Origin of the sequence: Rhizobium mongolense subsp. loessense, from assembly GCF_900099775.1 — a bacterium.
GTDB classification, from domain to species: Bacteria; Pseudomonadota; Alphaproteobacteria; order Rhizobiales; family Rhizobiaceae; genus Rhizobium; species Rhizobium loessense.
This window is the reverse complement of sequence record NZ_FMTM01000015.1, coordinates 58,922-82,290: the sequence shown is the minus strand read 5'-3', so window position 1 is coordinate 82,290 and position 23,369 is coordinate 58,922. Positions and strand designations below refer to the sequence as shown.

At 56.9% G+C, this 23,369-nt stretch carries 21 protein-coding genes and 4 pseudogenes; 17 read left to right on the top strand and 8 right to left on the bottom strand.

Annotated features, from left to right (window positions below):
* The first annotated feature begins 32 nt into the window (after positions 1-32).
* On the top strand, positions 33-1,571 hold the full coding sequence (locus BLP23_RS29580; protein ID WP_092588280.1) for a winged helix-turn-helix domain-containing tetratricopeptide repeat protein: 1,539 nt from the start codon (positions 33-35) through the stop codon (positions 1,569-1,571).
* Positions 1,572-1,922: 351 nt separating this feature from the next.
* Here the strand turns inward: BLP23_RS29580 and BLP23_RS33400 are convergent.
* Positions 1,923-2,021: pseudogene (locus BLP23_RS33400) on the bottom strand (NADP oxidoreductase); the annotation flags it as partial.
* 30 nt (positions 2,022-2,051) lie between these two features.
* The gene (locus BLP23_RS29570; RefSeq protein ID WP_092588278.1) at positions 2,052-3,173 is read right to left on the bottom strand and encodes a helix-turn-helix transcriptional regulator; all 1,122 of its coding nucleotides are present in this window, start codon (positions 3,171-3,173) and stop codon (positions 2,052-2,054) included.
* Positions 3,174-3,548: 375 nt separating this feature from the next.
* Here BLP23_RS29570 and BLP23_RS34790 point away from each other — a divergent pair.
* Positions 3,549-5,087, top strand: a pseudogene (locus BLP23_RS34790) (aminotransferase class I/II-fold pyridoxal phosphate-dependent enzyme).
* 43 nt (positions 5,088-5,130) lie between these two features.
* Here the strand turns inward: BLP23_RS34790 and BLP23_RS29555 are convergent.
* Both BLP23_RS29555 and aac(6') read right to left on the bottom strand, forming a co-directional pair.
* Positions 5,131-5,886, bottom strand: coding sequence for an IS110 family transposase (locus BLP23_RS29555; protein WP_208603214.1), 756 nt, complete (start codon positions 5,884-5,886; stop codon positions 5,131-5,133).
* 283 nt (positions 5,887-6,169) lie between these two features.
* Entirely contained in the window at positions 6,170-6,622 is a 453-nt protein-coding gene (gene aac(6'), locus BLP23_RS29545; protein ID WP_092588274.1) for an aminoglycoside 6'-N-acetyltransferase, read from the bottom strand.
* A gap of 255 nt (positions 6,623-6,877) precedes the next feature.
* Between aac(6') and BLP23_RS29540 the strand changes: the two genes are divergently transcribed.
* From BLP23_RS29540 to BLP23_RS29495, 9 genes and pseudogenes are all read left to right on the top strand, one after another.
* Positions 6,878-7,324: a hypothetical protein gene (locus tag BLP23_RS29540; protein ID WP_092588273.1), complete on the top strand. Its 447-nt coding sequence runs from the start codon at positions 6,878-6,880 to the stop codon at positions 7,322-7,324.
* Between the two features lie 52 nt (positions 7,325-7,376).
* Positions 7,377-7,709: a GYD domain-containing protein gene (locus tag BLP23_RS29535; RefSeq protein WP_022717268.1), complete on the top strand. Its 333-nt coding sequence runs from the start codon at positions 7,377-7,379 to the stop codon at positions 7,707-7,709.
* A 68-nt stretch (positions 7,710-7,777) separates the two neighbouring features.
* Positions 7,778-7,923 (top strand): annotated as a pseudogene (locus tag BLP23_RS29530) (DUF2277 family protein); the annotation flags it as partial.
* Between the two features lie 1,196 nt (positions 7,924-9,119).
* Positions 9,120-10,205 (top strand): acyltransferase family protein, encoded by a 1,086-nt coding sequence (locus BLP23_RS29520; protein ID WP_092588271.1) that lies wholly within the window; start codon positions 9,120-9,122, stop codon positions 10,203-10,205.
* Positions 10,206-10,744: 539 nt separating this feature from the next.
* A pseudogene (locus BLP23_RS29515) lies at positions 10,745-11,255 on the top strand (GNAT family N-acetyltransferase).
* Between the two features lie 83 nt (positions 11,256-11,338).
* Entirely contained in the window at positions 11,339-11,842 is a 504-nt protein-coding gene (locus BLP23_RS29510; RefSeq protein WP_092588270.1) for a GNAT family N-acetyltransferase, read from the top strand.
* 176 nt (positions 11,843-12,018) lie between these two features.
* On the top strand, positions 12,019-12,363 hold the full coding sequence (locus BLP23_RS29505; RefSeq protein WP_092588269.1) for a hypothetical protein: 345 nt from the start codon (positions 12,019-12,021) through the stop codon (positions 12,361-12,363).
* Between the two features lie 68 nt (positions 12,364-12,431).
* The gene (locus tag BLP23_RS29500; RefSeq protein ID WP_092588312.1) at positions 12,432-12,794 is read left to right on the top strand and encodes a VOC family protein; all 363 of its coding nucleotides are present in this window, start codon (positions 12,432-12,434) and stop codon (positions 12,792-12,794) included.
* A gap of 65 nt (positions 12,795-12,859) precedes the next feature.
* Positions 12,860-13,360: an NUDIX hydrolase gene (locus tag BLP23_RS29495; protein ID WP_092588268.1), complete on the top strand. Its 501-nt coding sequence runs from the start codon at positions 12,860-12,862 to the stop codon at positions 13,358-13,360.
* Positions 13,361-13,759: 399 nt separating this feature from the next.
* Here BLP23_RS29495 and BLP23_RS29490 read toward each other — a convergent pair whose 3' ends face one another.
* Positions 13,760-14,047: a DUF6881 domain-containing protein gene (locus BLP23_RS29490; RefSeq protein ID WP_092588267.1), complete on the bottom strand. Its 288-nt coding sequence runs from the start codon at positions 14,045-14,047 to the stop codon at positions 13,760-13,762.
* Positions 14,048-14,216: 169 nt separating this feature from the next.
* On the opposite strand from BLP23_RS29490, the gene BLP23_RS29485 reads away from it, so the two are divergent.
* The 6 genes from BLP23_RS29485 (at position 14,217) to BLP23_RS29460 (ending at position 20,313) form a co-directional block, all read left to right on the top strand.
* Positions 14,217-14,939, top strand: coding sequence for a FadR/GntR family transcriptional regulator (locus BLP23_RS29485; protein WP_092588266.1), 723 nt, complete (start codon positions 14,217-14,219; stop codon positions 14,937-14,939).
* A complete protein-coding gene (locus BLP23_RS29480; RefSeq protein ID WP_092588265.1) occupies positions 14,936-16,102 on the top strand; it encodes a PLP-dependent transferase in 1,167 nt (388 codons plus the stop codon). The genes BLP23_RS29485 and BLP23_RS29480 overlap by 4 nt, the downstream gene beginning before the upstream one ends.
* Positions 16,103-16,139: 37 nt before the next feature.
* Positions 16,140-17,399, top strand: a complete 1,260-nt coding sequence (locus BLP23_RS29475; RefSeq protein ID WP_092588311.1) for an ABC transporter substrate-binding protein — start codon at positions 16,140-16,142, stop codon at positions 17,397-17,399.
* 86 nt (positions 17,400-17,485) lie between these two features.
* Entirely contained in the window at positions 17,486-18,418 is a 933-nt protein-coding gene (locus BLP23_RS29470) for a carbohydrate ABC transporter permease (protein WP_092588264.1), read from the top strand.
* 4 nt (positions 18,419-18,422) lie between these two features.
* The gene (locus BLP23_RS29465) at positions 18,423-19,253 is read left to right on the top strand and encodes a carbohydrate ABC transporter permease (RefSeq protein WP_022717984.1); all 831 of its coding nucleotides are present in this window, start codon (positions 18,423-18,425) and stop codon (positions 19,251-19,253) included.
* A gap of 4 nt (positions 19,254-19,257) precedes the next feature.
* Complete coding sequence (locus BLP23_RS29460) at positions 19,258-20,313, top strand: ABC transporter ATP-binding protein (RefSeq protein ID WP_092588263.1); 1,056 nt, start codon at positions 19,258-19,260, stop codon at positions 20,311-20,313.
* A 66-nt stretch (positions 20,314-20,379) separates the two neighbouring features.
* Here the strand turns inward: BLP23_RS29460 and BLP23_RS29455 are convergent, their stop codons facing one another.
* The 3 genes from BLP23_RS29455 to BLP23_RS29445 form a co-directional block, all read right to left on the bottom strand.
* Positions 20,380-21,417, bottom strand: coding sequence for an MBL fold metallo-hydrolase (locus BLP23_RS29455; RefSeq protein WP_092588262.1), 1,038 nt, complete (start codon positions 21,415-21,417; stop codon positions 20,380-20,382).
* Between the two features lie 41 nt (positions 21,418-21,458).
* A complete protein-coding gene (locus BLP23_RS29450) occupies positions 21,459-22,121 on the bottom strand; it encodes a peroxiredoxin (protein ID WP_092588261.1) in 663 nt (220 codons plus the stop codon).
* 203 nt (positions 22,122-22,324) lie between these two features.
* Positions 22,325-23,368 carry a sulfate/molybdate ABC transporter ATP-binding protein gene (locus BLP23_RS29445; RefSeq protein WP_092588260.1) on the bottom strand — a complete coding sequence of 348 codons (1,044 nt, stop codon included), beginning with the start codon at positions 23,366-23,368 and terminating at the stop codon, positions 22,325-22,327.
* Position 23,369 lies beyond the last annotated feature (1 nt).

The window sequence follows — 23,369 nt, the reverse complement described above, 5'->3', positions numbered from 1 at the left end:
CGGGGCGGTGAGCTATCGAGTATATTCTCGCTATGGTCGAGCCATTTCATACCTTCGGCGACTTTGTACTCGAACCCGGCCGCGGCTTGCTGCGGCGGAGCGGCAAGTCCGTCGCTCTTGGCCAGCGCGGCCTCGCGCTTCTCGAAACGTTACTTGAGGCTCAAGGAGGTGTGGTTTCCAAGACGCACCTGATGGGACGAGCGTGGCCGGACACGATTGTTGAGGAAAGCAATCTCACCGTACAGATCGCGGCCCTGCGCAAGGCGCTCGGCACGGCTCCAGACGGACGGGATTGGATCACGACCATACCGCGCATCGGCTATCGCTTTGTCGGCGCGGGTGGCACTGCGGGAGAAGCAGATATCGTGTTTCCAGCCAAGCCCACGCTCGCGGTTCTGCCCTTTGCCAATGTCTCCGGCGATCCAAACCAGAATTATTTCGCGGACGGCGCGGTCAACGATGTCATCACGGCGCTCAGCCGCTTCAAGAGCTTCGCGGTGGTCTCCCGCCATTTCTCATTTGCTTACAAGGAGAGTTCCCCGGATGTGCGGGTGGTCGCGAAGGAACTCGGCGTCACCTATATCCTCGAGGGCAGCGTAAGACGGTTGGGGAACCGACTGAGGATTGCTACGCAACTCCTCGACGGCGGCAGTGGCACGCATTTGTGGGCCCAGACGTTCGACGGCGAACTCGACGATATATTCGACTTCCAAGACCGGATCACGGAGAGTGTCGCTACGCTGATTGAACCCCACATCCAGGCGGCCGAAATCGAGCGATCGCGCCGGGAACGGCCAGGAAGCATTGCCGCTTACGACATTTATCTCCAAGCACTGGCTAAAATCTCAACGGAATGCGAGAAAGACAATGCAGAGGCCTATGCGCTCCTCAAGCAAGGGCTCGAAGCGGAGCCAAACAATGCCCTGCTGCTTGCCCATGCCGCCTGGGCGCTCGAACACCGGCACACGATGGGCTGGCCATCGCTCGTGTCAGATGACGTCCAGGAATGTGCGGCACTCGCGCGCCGCGGCCTCGAACACGCGGCGGGCGACGCGATCGTGATGGCGCATTGCGGTGTCGCGTTGCTGCAGACCGCAAAGGACTACGACTGGGCTGTGGCCGTCCTGCAATCCGCGGCGAAAGCCAACCCGAATAATCTTATGGTCGTGGTCAGGGCGGGACTCGCGCATCTTCATTGCGGCAGCCTCGAGGAGGCGCTCACCTATTTTCACCGGGCGAACCGCCTGAGCCCCGGTGATCGAGGGGCGCACTTTTCACTCTGCGGGATTGCGGATGTGCACATGATTCGCGGCGACTACTCCGAGGCGATCGTCTGGGCCGCACGCGCGCTCGCAAGCAATCCGAACTTCGACCCGACCCTTTGGGTACTTATCGCGGCGAATGCGCATCTCGGCCGCGAGGAGGAGGCGCAACGCTATCTCCGCGAGCTCAGGCATGTCGCCCCGGAGGTCACGATCGCGCGCATCAAAGCCGGACAGCCCGCCAAGGACCCGACGAGGATCGCCGCCCTCCTGGAAGGGCTGCGGAAGGCGGGACTTGTGGAGGGCTGAATGGATTTGGAAGATTTCGGAATTTTTCGGCGTCGATTCAGGACTTGAAGCACCTTGTTGATCGAGGCTGCTCCTGACCGTGCGATCCAGCGCGAGAGGAGCAAGCGGATGATTTCGACGTTGACGATTCTTTCCCTCGACCAGGGCAAAATCTATGTGCCGCCAGGCGATGTCCACGGCGACCAGACGGCTGAACAGTCGAGCGCACAAGTGTTGGAGCCGGGGAGACGCCGATGGAATCTCCTAAACCTGTTAGGCTTTCTCAGACTATTTCTCGGCGAGGCATGCTCTCACCCGCAGGAGGCTCCGTCAACGTCGGCTGACCCGCTTTGAGCTGCGTAAGCGAGCCGGTCAGACGTTAACCAGACTGAGTGCGGGGAGCGGGCCGCCGGGGAACTGGACGAGCTTACCGCCTACGGAGACGGAACCGAGGTCGATGCCTGCAAAGCCAGCGCTCCCACATGACGAGCACGGATGTCATCAAAGCGCGGACGCGGGAAGATCAACTAGGTTCAGGCGGGTCAGGAGCGTCGCAAGTTCCGCCTGCCGTCCCGTATTTGTCTTACCAAAGATAGAGCGCAGATGGGTCCGTGCCGTTTCGTAGGATATCGATCTGTCCTTGGCGACTGTTTGCAAGGTCATTCCTTGAGAGATCATCGTTGCGATGATCGCTTCAGTGGCTGTGAGCGCGAAGAGTTGGCGGAGCTGTTGTTGATTTTGCCGTTGTTTCCGGCCGACATCCTCAATGAGGCAGACGCCAACCGAGTGGGCAAAGAAATCCGGAAGATTGCCGCCCAAGCGTTGTATGCGTAGCACCATAGGTCGCATGCCGTCCCGGGGTATCGTGATCGAGCCTGCAGGTTCGTTTGGCTTCAGCCATTTCTCAGTCGTTATCGAGCGCATCCGTTTCTGGATCGCGGTCGTGACCGCGGGAACGCGCGAGCAGATGGTCCGATTGCTGATAAATACCTCTTCACCGAAGAGCCGCTCGGCGTCGGGAGTGACCTCCGTCACGCGGCAGAACCTGTCGAAGAATATCGCTGCGACGCCTGTCGCCCGGAACGCATCGACCATCCCGCCGATCCTGCTCGCCGACATACCCCGCATGATCATGGCGGAAGCCATCAGGCGCTCGCGGGCGTTCTGAAGTACCACGGCTTCCTCATCGCTGAAGACGTCGGAATTGAGCGTCCTGTGCAGGGTAAGACAGAGGAGGTCCTCCGGCGACGAAAAGCCGATTATGCACGTCCGGCCGATGCCGTGTTCCGCCTGGAAGCGATAGTACTCCAGGTGCTCGAACTGGTCGCGGGTGGTGTACTGCTGGTCCCGCATTGTTCCGTCCCTCATCATGAGGGGAATGCCACGGAGACGCCATTCGTTGATGTGCCAGCCATTGGCGAAGTAGTCTTCCAGGCAGGGCTTAACGCTTTCGGTGGCGATGATCAGGTCAGGAGACCGCGCATTCGCCGGAATGATATTTGCGCCGAATGAACCAGCTGCGGCGGTTAGCTTATCCAGAATTTCCGGCCACAACGACGGATCGACGGCTGCTTCCAACGACTTGTCGAGTGCTTGATCCATCCTGCACAGATCAATAGGCATCGGGTCTACCAGACCTCATTCTGTCGAGGGAAGCTTGTTGAGTGCGATGCTGACTCCAAAACGCCAGTCGCATCGGTGACGCTATGCGCAGGATGGTGCTCTCCGGTATGCTGGCTCGGATCGCGATCAGCTTGTGTAAGAGAATGGGCATAAGCAACTGTAAAACAAACAAAAACGAAGACTTCAGCACAGGCTAGACAAGAAATCCCGAAAGTAAAGGTGAAACTTTTCGTTTCAATGCCAAGTTCTTGTCTTTCGAACACCCAACAGTTCCAGCCTCAGGCAGAAAAGAAAGTCTCACGCAATTGGAGTATGCGTTTCGACAAGAGGCCGTGATATTCAAGTATAGAAGTGCCATAAAGAACAATTATAACTATGAAAAATAAATCGAAGACAAATAATGAAGACGTTATTGCGGCGTACATGGCAATGTATGAGATTAGCTTCAACGAAGCCATCATTATGTCGAGCCGGGAAACACCCAAGGAACGTCTTGAGACATACCTTGAGTGGCATGCCGTTTACGAACACACTTCACCGATATTAGAGCGATTCCCTATGATCTCCAACATTTCCATTGAGGGCCTTGCTTGCCACAGACCTTGCATCAGGCATCGCAAAGGACCACTTCGCCGCCAGCGAAAGCCATCTAATCAAGCGCTGGACACCCATTGGGACTGGCTCCATGACCGTGGGAAGTTTGGGTTGGACCCGTACCAGAAGTCCACAGGCGGGAAAATCTTGCCATATGTTTCCGGGCGTTGGCGTGACGGCACCCCATTCTCGGGCGTCAACTTCGCCAGCCAGGACTACTTGTCGCTGTCGTCACATCCGCGTCTGGTGAAGGCGGCAAACGATGCCGCAACGCAGTTTGGCGTTCATAGCGCTGGGTCAGCCATATTGATGGGCAATTCCGATTTATCTTTGGAACTGGAGAAAAAATTAGAAGGGCATCTAGGTTTCAAGGAATGCACACTGTTTCCGACGGGCTGGACAGCCGGGTATGGCATCGTAAAAATGCTGGCGCAGCCCGGTGATCATATTGTTATGGACATTTTGGCCCATGCCTGCCTGCAGGAAGGCGCAGAAGCTTCGGGAGCGAAAATCCATCGATTCCCCCATCTGTCGAACGAGGGCGTAGAGCGGCGCTTGAAACGGATCAGGACAAGTGAACCGTCGTCGGGAATCCTGGTTGTTACCGGGACGCTGTTTTCAATGGACAGCGATAGCCCTGACATAAAAGAACTCTAGGCAATCTGCGCCGCTTACAACGCCGTTCTTCTGGTTGACTGCGCACACGATCTAGGCTGCATTGGGCCAACTGGAAGGGGCATTCTCGAACTTCAGGATATGGTGGGAAAGGTTGATGTCCTGCTTGGCACCTTTTCCAAAACCTTTGCGTCGATAGGGGGCTTCGTTGCCACTCAATTTGATGGCTTTCGTACCGCCGTTCGCGCCTGCTGCGGTCCTCAGACGTCCACAAATGCGATGACGCCGATTCAAGCCGCTGTGATACTGGAGGCCTTTCGAATTGTTGAGAGCGATGAAGGTCAGCACCGCCGCCTCAAACTTCGCGATAACATTGATTACCTTCGGGCACAGTTGAAGCGTCATGGCTTTGTGGCTCTTGGCGAACCCAGCGCGATCGTGCCCGTTATGGTGGGGGATTGTAGTGCTGCGCGAACAATGACATCATTTATGATTAAAAACGGGGCAATTGTGAATCTTGTCGAGTCACCTGCGGTCGCTAGAAATCAATCGCGCTGGCGACTCCAGGTGATGTCAGATCATTCACATGCTGACATCGACTCCTTCATCGAGTGCGCTCTTAAAGCGCGAGCCGATATGCCGAGGGAAGTCATCGAAAAGCGGGTAGGGGAGCGCCCCACCCAGATTGCGGCCGCCGCCGATTAGTCCGTCTGGCGAGACGAAATCTTCGGCACTGCCGAAGTAGCGGTTATCGCAGCTTGGAATGCGCCAAGGGCTGGGGAATCACAGTGCCAGTTGATTCCGGGTCAGGAAATGAGCGGGGCAAGCGCTTTGCTTCATACGAGTGTCCCGATCTACGGCTGCACCAAGCCACCATCATCCAGTAGTTGTAAGCGATCGTCAGATTGATGGATGTCGGATTGCAAGATTCTCGATGCTCATCTTCGTTTCTAGTCACCTCGGAGACGTTGAAATGATTACAGTCCTCATTAATCGTATCCCGCACGGCCACATCGAACGAACCGCGTGACAGGCGCATCGGCAGTTTGACACCGAAGACCTTCAACAGTCCTCGAATTTCGTTTTCAAGATCGATGCATTTGCGCTGCATGACCTTGCGGCTGGAAAGCAGTGCTCGGATGTAATGGCTTTCAACGCTTTTCACATGCACCCGACTGTACCAACCCGACCGCAGGATTTGCGCAATCCCACGGGCATCGTGCTTGTCCGTCTTGTTGCGCATGGCCGACAGAGCAGCATTCACTTGACGGGCCTCCATGCATACCACGTTGAAGCCTGCTTCTTTCAGGCCGTAGGTCAGATGCTGGGTAAGAGTACCAGCTTCCAGGCCCACCTGGTGAATCGGTTCGCCAAACTCGCACAGGCACCGGACCAAGTCGGGCACATCGGAAGGAACAGACCGTTCAAGCCGAACCTTTCCATCCTGATCAATGATGCAGATCGCCACTGAGCGCAGCGATACGTCCAAAGCAGCATAAAACATCGTTGTCTCCCTTTATCTCGGCAACGCCGGGATTGTAGTGGGAGCTTGCCCCTTGTGGGACCGCCCGATTACGCATGCTTCTGGCGCGCGAAGCGGATGCGGCTCCTTGGCAGCTTCCGGGCCCAAAACCGGTCATTGGCCGTCGCAAAAATCCGCCGCGAAACTCCAGCTTTTGCGACAGAGTCTTGCGGCGAGAATCCTCGAACGCTTTCAGGAAAGACCGGAGTGTCGGAAAAGTCAGGATTTGTGCGGCGAACCATCCTCGTGGAAGGGCAGCACCGGCCTACAGTGGCTTTCGGAAGAACACGACGCGCTGTGTCTCCTCAAATCCTAAAGCCGTATGGAGCGCATGGCTGGCTGAATTCTCAAGCAGCGCGTCAGAGCCAAACTCAACACACCCAAGCGACTTCCCCCAATCGGCAACGGCATTGCAAAGCAATCGTGCGATACCCTTTCGCCTGTCAACGGGCCGGACATAAATCCCTTCGAGGAATAGAACGGGTGAGCTGCTGCATCCATTCACATAATCATGTCGCAAGGTGGCCTCAGCAAACCCAACAGCTTCATTCGCAGCATTTCGAGCGATGAACGCGACGGCTTCTCCACTTTCTGAAAGAAACGCCCGGCCCAACTCAGCTCGATGATCTTCGAGCGAGTGATGCGGCCACAGCGCAACGCGAAGCTCCGCCCACGACTCAACATTTTTTTTGGTCCCAATCTCGATAATCGCTTCCATATTGTGGTTCTCTTTTGTCGCGAAATTCCCGACTAAGCGACACTTGTTTTCCTGACTTTTTTGCAACGTCGCAGATTAGACGGTTTTGCGATGCCGGCAATGTCTGCTGTTGGCGCGAAGCGGAAGCGGCTCCTTGGCAGCTTCCGGGCCCGAAGCGGACGAAGTCCACACGCGAAATCCTCCCAGCAGCAGTCGTCACAAAAGCGAAAGCCTAAGAGCTGCTGATGTCCTTGATCTGACGCGCGGAGGACAGTCATGTGCAATTGGCGCAGCATGGTACTGGCGGCGGTATCGTCACTCATCTTTCAGGCGTGCCTTGCACATGCGCAAGAGCCCCCGAAGGCTGAACCGATCTTCTCAAACGCTGGACCCGATGCCGATGAACACGGCCAGCAGCTTGGGTATCCAGTTGGTTGGCCCGGAATTGCGATCTCGGAAGGTGCGATCCACTCTGTAGATGACACGGTGCAAACCTACGTGCACGAGCTGACGGGTAAAGAGATCGGCAAGACGCCGATCCAGGCTTTTCTCCACATGGTGTCCGGCATCGCTTTCACGCAGACCTCTCAAGGAGCTGATGACCGCACGAGCGACGACGCGAGGCTCGATAGAGAACTTTTCGGGAAAGACAAAATCAGCACCATCGACCAATCTAGCGCTCTGCGGTCCGACGCTCGTCTAACGCCAAGTTTTTTGAGATAATAAGTATTGGACAGATCACCCGATCTGCCCAATTATCGAGGGAGGATGTCCTATGCCACTTTTCGTAACAACAGGGTGCTATACAGCCACGTCAGCGAAGGGAATGATTGACAATCCATCGAACCGAGAAAAGGCGGCCCGTGGCGTCATGGAAGCAGCGGGCGGGAAACTGCATTCTTTCTACCTCACGACCGGCGAAACCGACTGGATGGCAATCACGGAATTCGACGATGGTGCTGACCTGATCCCCGCACTTCTCGTCGTCAGCGCATCGGGAGCCGTATCGAATGTCAAAACCGTGCGAGCCTACACGGGCGCGGAATTCAAGGCTGCGCAAGAGAAGGCGGGCACAATCGCATCTTCCTACAAGCCCCCGGCAAAATAAGCAGACCACTGGTTGAAACATCTCTGGCAGCGGATCAAACCTCCGCTGCCAGAAACGATGTGTTGGCGCGCAATGAGGCCGCATTCGAGCGCGTCAGTTCGATCGCGGCATATCCCGCGAGCTGCTCGATTCGCTGGAGACCTCTCAACCTCCTCGCGATCGCGAGGAAGTAGCGGCAAAGGCGCGCGCGAGAACGGCGATCCGGTTCGCGTAAGAGAATCCGTCACGCACAGGAGATCTCAGTCAGGTCTCAAGTTGGCCCGTTTGCGGTGTTGAGAAGAGTTAGAAGATTCGCAGCACTCCGCAATGGCCGGTGTTGGCGCTTTCCGGAAGCGGCCCGCAACCCTCGTTCTTGACGCGCCCTTCACGCTCAACGTAGCTACTCTCCGAATGGTAGAGTCAGCTTTTTGGGGGACGCGCCGTGGGTCCGACTGAACGCGATCACTCTTCGTCGAAATACCTTGGCGATTGCGGTGGAAAAGGAATTCGTCCCCCGCTTTCGTGGTGAAGGGAAACTTTGTCTACGGGACGCACATTTTACTCAGCGGCCTCAAACGCAATTCTCTATTGGGAACAGCGCGACGGATCGATATCACGGGATTCTAAGAGAAGACCAAGCCCGACGAATGACCGTAGACGATGAAAAAGCCATAAGCTTGATTGTCGTATCTTCATTCTCGTGCATAAGGGGCGCGGCGCGTTAGCGGCCATTTCTCGCTAAAATAGAAAGTACCTCGCTAGAACACGGTTGATGGCCGAATTTATGAGAGGAGGGGCAGTTCCGAGTAGTACCTTTGGACGAGTTACAAGGAAGTCGAGGTTTCGCTATGCTCTTCTTTCCTGCTTGCAAAGCGCAAGAATGTGGAGTGTGACAAGGTGAAACGCGGCTTAGGAAGAAGGTTTGTGAGGCTGATCGTTGCGGTTGCGGCGCTCACCGTTTTCCTTCTGCCGCTATCCGGACGACACCAGCTGGCGCATGAACTAGGCTCCATCAGTTCGGCCTCAATCCCCTTGGCAAGCCAGCATTCGGCTGACTGCAGTCGACATGCTTCACTAGCGGCGGCCGATGCCGCAGCTGAGATACATTGCTCCGACCACACTCACGAAAAATTCTATCCAGCGCTTCAAACACATCGATGCTCCGGAGCTTTCGCAGGTGCACGTTTCCTTCGAGAGCCATCCCAACAAGCAAAGCAGCTCGGCTATGGAATCGAACGGCCGCCCCGTTTCGTATTTGCCGTTTGAGGCGCACGTAAGCCCCCTCACCATCCACGAATATCCTTAGAACGACAGGACAGTGGCTCGTCGAAAGCGAACGCTGCCAAAGCTGGCAGATTGTCGACCTTTTGACAGTGCGACGTGTGAAGGCCGTCGACGAACAGCGACTCTCCTCGAAAACGGAGACGGACAATGAGCAATACGAGGCTCAGCGTGCCACGAGAAATGATCTACTCGGTTCAATATCTCAGAGCGTTCGCCGCAACGGCAGTCGCTGTCTATCACATCGGTTTCATCTTCGGCTGGGAGTGGCGGCCACTCGCGGCCGGCGTCGATTTATTTTTCGTCGTCAGCGGCTTCATTATGTGGTCGGTTACCGCCGGGAAATCTGTGAGGCCCGCCGAGTTTCTTGCGCATCGAATTATCAAGATCGTCCCGCTCTACTGGCTCTTCACCATAATATTTGTCGTTGGCGCGACACTGTCTCCAGGGCCATTTGATGAGGCATCCTCGACTGTTTCTGAGGTTGCGAAATCGCTGTTGTTCATTCCGTATTCTGCCCGGAACGGAGCTGTCGAACCAGCACTTGCGGTAGGCTGGACGCTCAACTTCGAAATGTTCTTCTATCTCGTATTCGCGTTCGGGCTGCTGTTAAAAGAGAGGCATCGCTTAACCTTTCTCACGGTGACCTTGGGAGGTTTGATGTTGGCGCGTTTTCTCTCCAGCGAAGTCGCCGCCTTTAAAGTGGTCGCGTCACCTTTGCTATCGGAATTTCTCGCAGGCATTTTCATCGCCGTCTGGTACCTCTCCGGTAAGGCTCTTCCAAAAGCCATGGACACGCTTTTTATCGCGGTAGGCGTGGCAGGTATCGCTCTTTCGTTCTGGGTGGAGCCGCCCGAGGGTGGATTTCGGAGAGCCTTAATGTGGGGATCGCCTGCGGCGCTCTTATTGATTGGTGCGCTCTCATACGAGCGCACCGGACGGCAGCGAAAATTCGAATTTCTTCGTCACATCGGCGATGCCTCCTACGCGATCTACCTCTCGCATCTGATCACCATCGCGTTCTGCAAGTACATCTTTGATAAAACTGGGTTGGAGCCTGGGAACGCACCGCTCAGCCAGCAGCTAGGCCTCTTTGCGGCCGTCTTTGTCGCGTGCATGGCCGTGGGAATGGCATGTTACCACGCACTCGACAAACCATGCCATCAATGGATGAAGCAGTGGCTGCGGCGTTATTGGACACAACCGACTGCCAATGCGATTCCTCTTCGATCATGAAGCCGTTATGTAACCGGTAGCCGCACCGGCTCTCGGCCTGATCTCTGGGAATTGATAGCAGCCCGGCCGTTGAAGTGATATGATCTGTCATTCGCATGAACCACGGGAGGGGGTGAATGCGTTGGTATCTGACCGTATTTGTCGCCGGGCTGTCATTGGTTTCCTAATGCGAAGGCAATGGAACCATTGATTTTTCACACGGCGCATTTCGATGACGACACCGTCGTTAGCGATTGTGTCCATGCATTCGTTTCGTACGAGCCATTCAGTGCCCGGAGCCTCGCTGCGATATCGCGAAAATGACCGGGCCACTGTTTGTCATATGGAACGATTTCCACACGTTCTGTCATGAAAACGCTGCGGGCGTAGGGCGCAAAAATATGCCTGGCGTTCGAGGGCGTTCCATCAACAGATCGTGCCCGCGGAAAGAAGTCAATCAGACTATTGACCGAGGTTTGCGCTCTCCGTGTAAACTGCGTCATCCAAAATAGCGCTATTCGCAAGCGAGCCAATCGGCCTGCAAAATGAAAGGATACGACATGTCCGGTGACGGCGCTGTAACAATCAGAACCGAGCGCCTGACACTCCGCTTGCCCGTCATTGAGGATTTTGAGGTCTATGCGCAGCTGATGGCTTCACCACGATCTGCCGGAATGGGAGGCCCATTTGACACGCGGTCGGCGTGGGGACTTTTCTGTCACGATCTGGCTCTATGGCAGCTATTTGGACACGGCGCGCTGATGATCGACCTCAACGAAACCGGCGAATGTGTTGGTCAGGTGGGGATTAATCATGGGCCGCTGTTTCCGGAAAAGGAACTGGGTTGGCACCTTTACGACGGGCACGAGGGTAGGGGCTATGCGACCGAAGCGGCGTTTGGCTTGCGTGATTGGGCCTTTTGCGACGTTGGGGTTGCCGACGCTCGTTAGCTACATTGAGCCGAACAACTTCCCGTCGATTGCCGTTGCGCAGCGCCTTGGTGGGACTCTCGATCCGTCAGCTCCCAGGTCGGACCCAGAAGACCTCGTTTTCCGCTACTTCGCCCGCTAGATGAGATGCTTATATAATTCACGATATGCCGGTCGTTTTTCGAGCTTGCAGGCGCTTTGCGAAAGTCTGGAGCGCGATCGAAAATGTCAGATATAGAAATCTCTTCAGCTCGAACGATCGCCAGACCTTTTACTCCCCACGATGCTGCCGAGGTCTTATCTTGCATATCGGGCGAGATAACCCGGTTCATGGCTTGGGAACCACCGGCATCGATGGCCGATTTTGCAGAGGTCTGGCGAGATTGGCTTCCGGCGATAGAGGAGCGATCCGATCTTCATCTCGTTGCTCGCGACAAGTCAGAGGGCCATTGTCTCGGCATTGTCGGTCTACATGCGTTGAAATCCGGCACTCCAGAGCTTGGCATATGGCTTCGATACGATGCCCATGGAATGGGACTTGGGCGCGAGCTGATCGGCGCGGCCATAGCATGGGCCAGCAAGAATGTTCGGATCGAATATTTTGAATACCCTGTCGCGGAAGAAAATATTGCATGCAGACAGATAGCCGAAGCTTATGGCGGACAAATAATGGAACGGCGGATCAATCCGAAGTACCGCTCCGTCGTCTACCATATACCATCCGTCTGACTTCTGACGCGGTTTGCTCACGAGTGGGCGTAACTAATCCGTCGAGTCATGCTTAATAGCCTGCGAGATTTTCAGCTAATGATTGCATTGTTTGGCTGAACCGTTCATCTTCACGACCTACGCGACACTTTCTCGTCGCGTTTTAGATAGAACGCCCGCTTGGGAAACGGTTCGGCATGAACGACCTCAGCTTCCTTTCAGACAGCTCCTCGACTTCAGCCCAGGATTCGACGGTCGAAGTCAAGATCGACCCGATTTACGCATTCGAGTTGGTTGCCGGTATGGCGGACGACCTCGCATTCGAAGCGACCGAAGAGGCTGCGTACAAAGTCGCCCTGGCGCACCGACAAGAACTCTTCGCGCGTGATGGTCTGAAATTCAAGGCACCGACCGCAATCTACAAAGTTTGGCTGAAGCCAATCCACGCTGCGTTGCTTCTCGATGTTATGAATTTCCCCGACGAACGCGCAGATGACCGGCTCGTCGAACGCAAGGTCCGAATTGGGCTCGTCACGGAGTGATGTGTTTCCGCTGCCCACGCAAAGTCATGGTCGATGAACCTGGCATGAAACCTTGATTGGAGGCTGATTTGCACATCATCGGGATAGACCACATCCAGATCGCAATGCCATCGGGCGAGGAAGAAGCAGCTCGGGCCTTTTATCACGGGTTGCTTGGGCTTCGAGAGGTTCCAAAGCCAACGCATCTGGTGCCCAGAGGTGGGTGCTGGTTCGAAGGAGAGGGCGTCAAAATCCATCTCGGTGTCGAAGCAGAATTCGTCCCTGCTCGAAAGGCGCATCCGGGCCTCCTTGTTCGTGATTTGTCTTGGCTGATTGAACGGTTGGAAGACGCCGGGTTTAGAACCACCGTCGACCAGCCGCTGGACGGCTATGATCGCCGATATGTCAGTGATCCCTTCGGCAACAGGCTGGAACTCATGGAACGCAGCTGATCGCGAGGATAAACGCAACGACCGCACAGCAAACCTTGAAGCCCTGGAAGAGACTAAGGACGCCGATGGCTGAAAAAATCCGCACGATGATCGTCATGGACGCCGGGGCTTTCCGTTTTCAGTTTCGTAGCGGCGCTTTGATCTGGTCTCATGGGCACATCTTGATTCACCGTGGCGTCGGCGATCCGTTCTGGGCTTTGCCCGGCGGACGTGTCGAATTCCACGAGTCCGGCGAGGAGACCCTGGCGCGGGAAATTGAGGAGGAAATTGGATGCAGAGCGACCATCGGCCCTTTGCGCTTTGTGATCGAGAACTTCTTTGAGTTGGACGGCCGAAAAACTCATGAGATCGGGTTTTATTTTGATGCCGAACTATCGCGGCCCCTTCCTTTCCACGAGAGCGACATCATCCATCGCAGTCGCGATGGTGAGACTGACCTGGAATTCCGCTGGATTCTTCCGATGCGAGAGGCTTTGGAGGAGATTGATTTGAAACCCGCGCCCATTCGGGCGCTGATCGAAGCCAACCTGACTGGTGTCCAGCATCTTGTCTATCGAGACGAATAGGAGACTTTTCCCCAACAGTTCCATGTGGTCGAGACCGAGAACTGGCTCGTCAATCATCGAATGAACTCGGCTTCGCTGGTCGGGCTGATCGCCGCTTATATTGTTGTCCTTTCCGCTAGCTCTTGAGCCCTGCGCTTTGGAAAAGGGGTATTATGTCGATTACGGAGCAACGATTTTTTGAATGCGCTATGCAGAATCCCATCAATTGGGAACTGCTGCGCCGTTTACCCGTCCTGTAACGAACTGACACGTCACTTTTGTCCGAACTGCGGTTCTCCGCTGCCGGGTGAGGGCAGGTGTCATCGACCAACCGACGCTGGTTCGGCCCGCGAACCAAAGCTGGTGCCAATCCAGCGTGGAGTGGTCGTCGATTGATCCCGGAAGGCTGAGATAGTTCAGCTATGGCCCTTTCTGTTCCCGCGTCTGGTTCCATGCTTCCTCGAATTCTTCTTTCGTAATTACTTGGCCGTCAAATTCAGTATCGCTGTTAATTTCATCGAGCGAGGGCACCGGTTCGTAACTGACTTCAGTATCTTTGTCGGGAACCAGGGTATCCGCGCGTTCACGATGTCCATCGGGATAAATATGGACCTTCCGAATTTCCATGTTAGCGTCGTCAAGCTCCATGAAAATCTCAAGAGGTTCATGCGGATGGGAGTGTTTCCAATCGACCTTGAGATATTTCATTCGTTGCTCCCCCAGGAATAAACCCGGCCTTCGATGTTGAGTGGAACTTTGTTCGGGACGACATATACGTGGTCTGCTGCCCCGCCTTGACGGCGCAGGTTCTTTGCGAAATGCTAAGATGTCAGACCAATTTGACAAGCTGCTGCTTTAAGAAGTCAACTGGGGAACCATGAAGGCAAATGTCGGCGATACCCCCTTGATCCGGCCGCTTCCCGCCATGGATCGTGCGCGTCAGGTGACTGAGGCGCTGGCTCACTATGTTGAGGCGGCGAAGCTTAAGGCAGGCGACAGGCTGCCTGCCGAACGTGAACTTATGGCAGCCCTTGCTGTGGGCCGTTCGACTATTCGCGAGGCGATCCGGCATTTTCAGGCGCTTGGAGTGATTGAGACGCGAATGGGAAGCGGCACCTATCTCTTGAAGCCGGTTTCCAAGGCGACCATCCACATGCCGCTGTCACTTGACACGGCGCATCTTCGTGACGTCCTCCTGCAGACGCTGGAGGTTCGCCGCGGCATCGAATGCGAAGCAGGCATGGTGGCTGCGCGGCGCAGAACGGCCAGGGACCTCGCCGTCATCGAAGAGAAGCTCGATGAAATGGAGCGCGTGCACCAAGCGAAGGGTACGTCCGGTCCCGAAGACCTCGCATTTCACATGGCCGTTTATGACGCAACCCATAACCCGTTGTTCGGCCAGCTTCTTGAGCAGATGCGCGAGACCTTCGAGCGCTTTTGGACTCATCCATTCGACCGGGAAGACTTTGCGCGCCGGTCCTTTCCGTTCCACCGCACGCTTTTCAACGCCATCGTTGCCCAGGACGCCGAGGCTGCCCGCGAAGAAACATTGAAAATCCTCGAGGTTGTCGAGGAAGACATCAAGGAAATGTCCAAATGAGCAACGGCTTGGAACCCTTCGAGCTTGCTTCGCTGATCACCGCCCATGACGAGGGTCACTTCGCTGATGCGGTCGTTCCGCCGATTTTTCAGACGTCGCTTTTCACCTTCTCCGACTACGATGACATGATCGCTTCCTATCGCGGCGAGAAGATGCGGCCGATCTATACACGTGGGCTTAACCCGACTGTGCGGATGTTCGAGGAGATGCTTGCCAAGCTCGAGGGCGCGGAAGATGCCCTCGGCTTTGCGAGCGGCATGGCGGCGATCTCATCGGCGGTCCTAAGCTTTGTAGAGCCCGGTGACCGGATCGTAGCGGTCCGGCACGTCTATCCAGATGCTTTCCGCCTGTTTGGCACGATCCTGAAACGGATGAGGATCGAGGTCACCTATGTCGACGGGCGCGACGAGGAGGCAGTCGCCAGGGCGCTGCCCGGGGCGAGGCTCTTCTACATGGAAAGCCCCACGAGCTGGGTCATGGAAGCCCATGACGTTGGCGCGCTTGCGGCACTCGCCAAGCGCCATGGGGCCGTCACCATGATTGACAACAGCTGGGCGAGCCCCTTCTTCCAACGGCCCCTGACATTAGGCGTCGATCTCGTTATCCATTCGGCTTCGAAATATCTCGGCGGCCACAGCGACGTCGTCGCCGGCGTCATTGCCGGTTCCAAGGAGATGATCGCGCGCATCAAGGCCGAGGCCTATCCCTATCTCGGCGCCAAGCTTTCGCCCTTCGACGCCTGGCTTCTCATCCGCGGTCTCCGGACGCTGCCGCTTCGCATGAGGGCCCACGAGTCTGCGGCGATGGCCATCGCCCAGCGCCTGCAGAAGTTCGATGTCGTCGAGCAGGTCTGTCATCCGGGACTTTCCAATCGTCTGCCCACTGGCCTCAACGGAACATCTGGGCTCTTTTCGTTCATTTTCCGCGAAGGTGTCGATATCCGCGCCTTTGCCGACCACCTCAAGCTTTTCAAACTGGGTGTAAGCTGGGGTGGGCATGAAAGCCTGATCGTACCGGGCGAGGTTGTGCTCCAGCAGAAAGCGCAGCCGAATTCCGCACATGCCTTTGGCATTCATCCGCGGTCCGTACGCCTCCATGTCGGCCTCGAAGGAACCGAGGCACTGTGGAGGGATATCGAAGAGGCGATTGCCGCCGCTTCATAACCGTCAACTGAAAGAACACCGAAAAGGGGGAATGAGCATGAAGAGACTGATAACCGCAACGCTCTTCGCAGCGATGATGGCAGGCACAGCCTTTGCCGATACGACGCTGAAACTCGTCGAAGTCATCACCAGCCCGGAGCGCACAGAGACCCTCAAATCGATCGTCGGTAAGTTCGAAGCCGAAAACCCGGGCACCAAGGTCGAAATCATCTCGCTGCCGTGGAACGAAGCCTTCCAGAAGTTCGCGACGATGGTGTCGGCGGGCGACACGCCGGACGTGATGGAAATGCCGGACACCTGGCTTTCGCTCTACGGCAACAATGGCATGCTTGAAAGTCTTGAACCCTATCTGGAAAAGTGGGAGCACACCAAGGAACTGACGCCGCGCGCGCTCGAACTCGGGCGCGATGTCAAGGATACGGCCTATATGCTGCCTTACGGCTTCTATCTGCGTGCCATGTTCTACAATAAGAAGTTGCTTCAGGAAGCAGGCGTTGACGAACCGCCGAAGACGATGGACGAATTTGCCAAAGCCTCCGAAGCAGTCTCCAAGATCTCCGGAAAATACGGCTACTGCATGCGCGGCGGCCCGGGCGGCTTAAATGGCTGGATGATCTTTGCAGCCTCCATGGCAGGCGACAACAAGTACTTCAACGAAGACGGCACTTCGACCATGAACAGCCCCGGCTGGACAAAGGGCATCGAGTGGATGGTCGACCTCTACAAGAAGGGCTATGCGCCGAAGGACAGTGTGAACTGGGGCTTTAATGAGGTCGTTGCCGGCTTTTATTCTGGCACCTGCGCTTTTCTCGACCAGGATCCTGATGCGCTGATCGCCATTGCCGAGCGCATGAAGAAGGAAGACTTCGGCGTCATCCCGCTGCCGAAGGGGCCGGATGGCAAATCCTTCCCCACGATCGGCTATGCGGGATGGTCGATGTTCACGACGAGCCAGAACAAGGACCTTTCCTGGAAGCTGATTGCAACGCTTGAAGGTCCGGAAGGCAACATCGAGTGGAACAAGAAGATCGGCGCTCTGCCGGCCTATACTGCGGCCGAGAAGGATCCCTTCTATGCAGGTGATCAGTTCAAAGGTTGGTTCGAGGAACTGGCTGACCCGAACACGGTTCCGACCGTCATGCCGACCTACCTCGAAGAATTCGCCTTCTTTAAGGATTCGCTGGCGATCAAGACCTCGCAGCAGGCACTCCTTGGCGACATTACTCCAAAGGAGCTGGCCGATCAGTGGGCCGACTACTTGACCAAGGCGCAGCAGAAGTTCCTGGCCAAAAAGTAGGTGCCAGGGGCGGCGGAGCGATCCGCCGCCTATTCTTCCCGACGAGACAGACGGCGCCCTCAGCGCCGCGAACCGGAATTTGGCCGATGACCATGATCGCCGACACATTGAACAGGGGCCAACATCGCAGGCCGTGGCTAAGGCGTCTTGCAGATGCCTCGGAGCCCTATCTCTACAGCGCACCGTCGCTGATCCTCATCATCGCGGTTATGTTGGCGCCGCTGGCTGTCGGCATTTCCTACGCCTTTCGCGATATCCAGCTTCTGAACCCATTTTCCGGCGGGTTCATCGGGCTTGAGCACTTCCGCGCCCTTTCGAAAGATGCGGCCTTTTACGGCGCGCTTCGCAATACGCTATGGTGGACGGGCGCTTCGGTGATCTTGCAGTTCATCTTCGGGCTCATCCTGGCGCTTTTGCTCGATAAGCCGTTCTGGGGCAGAGGCATCGTGCAGGCACTCGTCTTTCTGCCCTGGGCGGTTCCGTCCTTCCTTGCGGGCCTCAACTGGGCCTGGCTTTTCAATCCGGTGATCGGGCCAATTCCGCACTGGCTCTTCGGCCTCGGGCTGACCGGCGCGCCTGGTAACATTCTTTCTGATCCGCAATATGCAATGTGGGGACCGATCATCGCCAATGTCTGGTGGGGCATCCCGTTCTTCGCGATCACGCTGCTCGCAGCGCTTCAGGCAATTCCCCGCGATCTTTATGAAGCGGCATCGATCGATGGCGCCGGCTGGGTCCAGCGCTTCCGTTCGATCACGCTTCCCTTCCTTGCGCCGACGATTGCCATCACCGTCTTGCTCCGGACCGTCTGGGTGTCGAACTTTGCTGATCTCATTGTCGTCATGACTGGCGGCGGACCGGCGGACCGGACGCAGATCGTCGCCAGCTATATCTTCACCCAGGCGTTCAGACGGCTCGATTTCGGCTATGCCTCGGCCATCGCACTGGTTCTGCTCGCACTGCTGCTTGCCTATTCCATGCTGATCATCCTGCTGCGGCAGACCCTGCTGAAGGATTGAACAGATGAGACGATCCACCATTGCGACCATCGCCCATCGGCTTGCAATCCTGTGCTATATTGGTTTCGCGCTCTTTCCGCTTTTCTGGCTGCTGAAGGTCTCGGTCACGCCGAACGACCTGCTTTATAGCGAGGGCGTGCGCATGTGGCCGTCGCGTACGACCTGGGAACATTATTCCTTTGTGCTTCAGCACAGCGCCTTTCCAACCTTCTTCAAGAACAGCCTCATCGTCTCGGCCTCGACTGCGGTGGCGGTGACGATCTGCGCGTCGCTTTCCGGTTATGCGCTGTCGCGCTTCAACTTCCGCGCAAAATACTGGATCGTTGCGCTGATGCTTTTGACGCAGATGTTCCCGCTGGTCATGCTCGTCGCACCGATTTTCAAGATCCTCTCGCCGCTGCACCTGACGAACAGTCTGACCGGCCTCGTCGTCGTCTATACGGCCTTCAACGTGCCCTTCGCGACGTTCCTGATGCAATCCTTTTTCGACGGCATTCCAAAGGATCTCGAGGAGGCTGCGATGATCGACGGAGCGACGCAGTTCACGGCCTTCCGGCAGATCATCTTGCCGCTGACGCTGCCGGGAATCGCGGCAACCCTCGGCTTCGTCTTTACCGCGGCCTGGAGCGAGCTGCTCTTCGCGCTTATGCTTATCAACGGCAATGAGGCGGCAACCTTTCCGGTCGGCCTTCTCACATTCGTTTCGAAATTCTCCGTGGATTTCGGGCAGATGATGGCGGCGGGTGTCATGGCGCTCATTCCAGCCGGCCTCTTCTTCCTGCTCATTCAGCGCTATCTCGTTCAGGGCCTGACGGCCGGCGCAGTCAAGGGTTAGTCACATGGCATCGATCGATATCCAGAACATCAAGAAAGCCTACGGCCACGTCCAGGTGCTGCATGACGTTGATCTCAAGATCAAGGATGGCGAATTCGTCGTCCTCGTGGGCCCGTCTGGCTGCGGCAAGTCGACCCTGCTGCGCATGATCGCGGGGCTCGAAGAGGTCACTGGCGGCGAAATCCGCATCGCCGGGAACCGGGTCAACGAGTTGCATCCGAAAGACCGGGACATCGCCATGGTGTTCCAGTCCTACGCGCTTTATCCCCATATGAACGTTGCCGGCAACATGAGTTACAGCCTAAGGCTCAGGAAGACGGCGAAGGAAAAGATTGCGAGCGCGGTTGCAAATGCCGCCTCCAAGCTCGGCCTCGATCCGCTGCTTGAACGGCGGCCAAAGGCACTTTCGGGCGGGCAGCGGCAGCGTGTCGCCATGGGCCGGGCCATTGTTCGCCAGCCCAAGGCCTTCCTTTTCGATGAACCGCTCTCGAACCTCGACGCACGTCTTCGCGAACAGATGCGTGCTGAGATCAAAAAACTGCACGCCGACCTGAAGGCGACCTCAATCTATGTGACGCACGACCAGATCGAGGCAATGACGCTCGCCGACCGGATCGTCGCCATGCATGGCGGCGTGGTGCAGCAGGTCGGCAGCCCCCTCGAGCTTTACGATCGGCCCGCCAATCTTTTCGTCGCGGGCTTCATCGGTTCTCCGGGCATGAATTTCCTGGATGCGACATGCGAGACGAGCGGGGTCAGGCTGAAGGATGGGACCCTTATTCCGCTGTCAGCGCCGCTTGCGCTTTCGAGCGGCGCGAAAGTCACGCTCGGCATCCGCCCTGAGCATGTGGTCATGTCGGATCAAGGCGGAATGCGTGCCAAGGTCGAGCTCGTCGAACCCACCGGCTTCGGCATCATCCTGCATCTGTCGCTGCATGGCCTGCCATTCAAGGTCTTCACGCTGGATCGCGAAGCGCTGACGGCCGGGCCCGAAGTCGGCGTATCCTTTCCGGCGCAACATCTGCATCTATTCGACAGCGAGGGAAATAGAGCTGGCTGACGAAATCTCTTCCGCCTCGACCGACTGGCGACAATCGTCGCGGCGGCCCACGAATTGCTCAGATAGTTATCGGATCAGCGGCCCGTTCACTTTCTTCCAGGCATCGATGCCGCCTTCGATGTGGCAGGCGCTGGCCAAGCCGGCATCCTGGGCTGCCTGGACGGCCATTGCTGAGCGCTCGCCGAAAGCGCAGTAGAACACGATGCGCTTGCCGGTCGCCGCTGCCAGTTCATGCAACATGCCGCCGGTGCTGATGTTTTCCTGCAGGTCCGGATAGGGCGCATGAAGAGAGCCAGGAATCGTTCCATGTTTTTCCCGTTCTCCCTTCTCCCGCAGGTCGACGATTGCAATGTCGGGACGCCCGTTCAGCGCCAAGGCCTCTGCTGCCGAGACGGCCCAGCCCTTGCGTGCAATCTCGTCCTGATGCAGGCCGACATGGATATTTGCAGGCACAGCCACATCCATCATCTTCGGATTGGGAAGCTTCAGGTTATTCATGAGGTCGGCGTACTCGTCGGCTGAGCTGACCTTCAGGCGCGGATTGAAGAGCTTTTCCTCACCGATGGTGGAAACGGTGTCGCCCTTATAATCGTGCGCCGGATAGACCAGGGTCTCGTCAGGCAGTTTGAGGAGCTTGTTGAAGATGGAGTCATATTGCTGGAACGGGTTGCCGTTCTGAAAATCGGTACGCCCAGTGCCGCGGATGAGCAGCGTGTCGCCCGTAAAAACGCGGCCATTCATGAGGAATGAATAGGAATCGTCCGTATGGCCCGGTGTGTAAAGGACGTCGAGGCTCAGTCCCTCAATCGCCACGCGGTCGCCCTCCGTGACGCGCATGGAGACGACATCGGCAAGCGTCTGCTCGCCCATCACTGTAACGCAATGGGTCCGGTCGCGCAGCGCACCCAGCCCGGTAACGTGGTCAGCGTGCAGATGAGTATCCACGGCCTTGACCAGCTTGAGGTCGAGCTCCTCCACCAGCTTGAGATAGCGGTCGACCTTTTCGAGGACTGGATCGATGATGAGCGCCTCGCCTCCCTTTCGGCTGGCGATAAGATAGGTGTAGGTGCCGGAGACACTGTCGAAGAGCTGGCGGAAGATCATCGGCACCTGCCTTTTGCAAATTGCTCCACCCGATGCAGCACCTAAGCCTCTGGCTGCGGGACGATCCGGATGTAGGGCTTCGGTGCGGTCCATCCGTTCGGATAGATCGTCCTGGCCTCGTCGTCGCTCACCGAACCGGCGATGATGACATCCTCACCCTGTTTCCAATTCGCCGGCGTGGCGACCCTGTGCTTGGCGGTCAGCTGCAGCGAGTCGATCACGCGCAGCACTTCATCGAAATTGCGGCCGGTGGTCATCGGATAGACGAGGATCAGCTTGATCTTCTTGTCGGGGCCGATGACGAAGACGTTGCGCACGGTCTGGTTGTCGGCCGGCGTGCGCTTTGTCGGATCGCCGGAGACTGCAGCGGGGAGCATGCCATAAAGCTTCGATACGTTGTAATCGGTATCGGCAATCATCGGGAAATTCGGTGCAGCGCCCTGCGTCTCCTTAATGTCGCTTGCCCAACCGGCATGGCGATCGACAGGATCGACCGACAGGCCGATGATCTTCACGCCACGCTTGTCGAATTCGGGTTTGATCCTGGCCATGTAGCCCAGTTCTGTGGTGCAAACCGGCGTGAAATCCTTGGGATGCGAAAACAGGACAGCCCAGGAATTGCCGATCCAGTCATGAAATCCAATCTTGCCTTCAGTCGTTTCTGCCTGGAAATCCGGTGCGGTATCGTTGATCGCGAGAGACATGAACCCCTCCATCTGACACATGGTTGCCGAAACGTTTCGCCGGGTATGGTTGATCTATATTCCGCTAAATTAGGAAATGCGCAATATATAAGTGCGGGCGGCTCTCATCGAAGCCGCCGGCACTATGTTGGAGAGGACCCTGGCAACACTTTTGAACTTTCGGGTTCGCGCCGTTTTACCCCTTTTCGCGAGGGCGAGGATCGTCAGGCGTTCCTGAACAGCTTCCAGCGTTTGGGGCGGAAGGCGATGCGGTTGCGGTCAAGGCTGTCAGCTTGCTCGGGCGCCAATTCGAGCTCGATCGACGGGTGATCCTTGCCGATGTTGACCTCGATATGGCGCGTACCGGCAACGCGGCGGCTGGAGACGAGCAGACCGGCGATGCATCCACCGCAGCCGTCGCGCAGTTCGATGTCGTGCGGTCGGAAATAGAGCTGCGCGCTGCCGTCCTCCTCATTTTCCGCCCTCAAGCCAAGGGGACGGTCTTCGAACCAAAGTTCGCCCCCCGCAACGCGCACATCCAGACAATTCGATTGGCCCACGAAACCGAAGACGAAGGGCGAATTCGGATTGTCGTAGACCTGGTCCGGCGTGCCGACCTGCTCGATCGCGCCCTGGCTCATGACGACGACGCGGTCGGCAAGTTCCATCGCTTCGTCCTGATCATGCGTGACGAAAACCGTGGTGTGACCGGTGCGGTCATGGATCTCACGAAGCCATTTGCGCAGGTCCTTGCGCACTTGGGCGTCGAGCGCGCCAAACGGCTCGTCGAGAAGCAGTACGTTCGGCTCTACCGCAAGAGCGCGCGCGAGCGCGACGCGCTGGCGCTGACCGCCCGAAAGCTGGGCCGGATAGCGCTTTTCCAGACCGGAAAGTTGCACGAGATCCAGCAGTTCCAGTGCGCGGCTGCGGATCGCGGACTTTGTGGGGCGGCGCGTTGCATCGCGCACCTTGAGCCCGAAGGCGATATTGTCGAGCACCGTCATGTAGCGGAAAAGAGCATAGTGCTGAAACACGAAGCCGATATTGCGCTGCTGCACGGTCTTTTTCGATGCATCCTCATCGCCGAAATAGATCAGACCTTCGGTCGGGCTTTCGAGGCCGGCAATCAAGCGCAAGAGCGTCGTCTTGCCTGAGCCTGATGGGCCGAGCAGCGCGATCAGCTCTCCTGAACGGATATCGAGCGAGATGTCATGGAGCGCCGGGAAGCGGTCGAATTCCTTGCGCAAGTTTTGAACGCGTACTTCCATT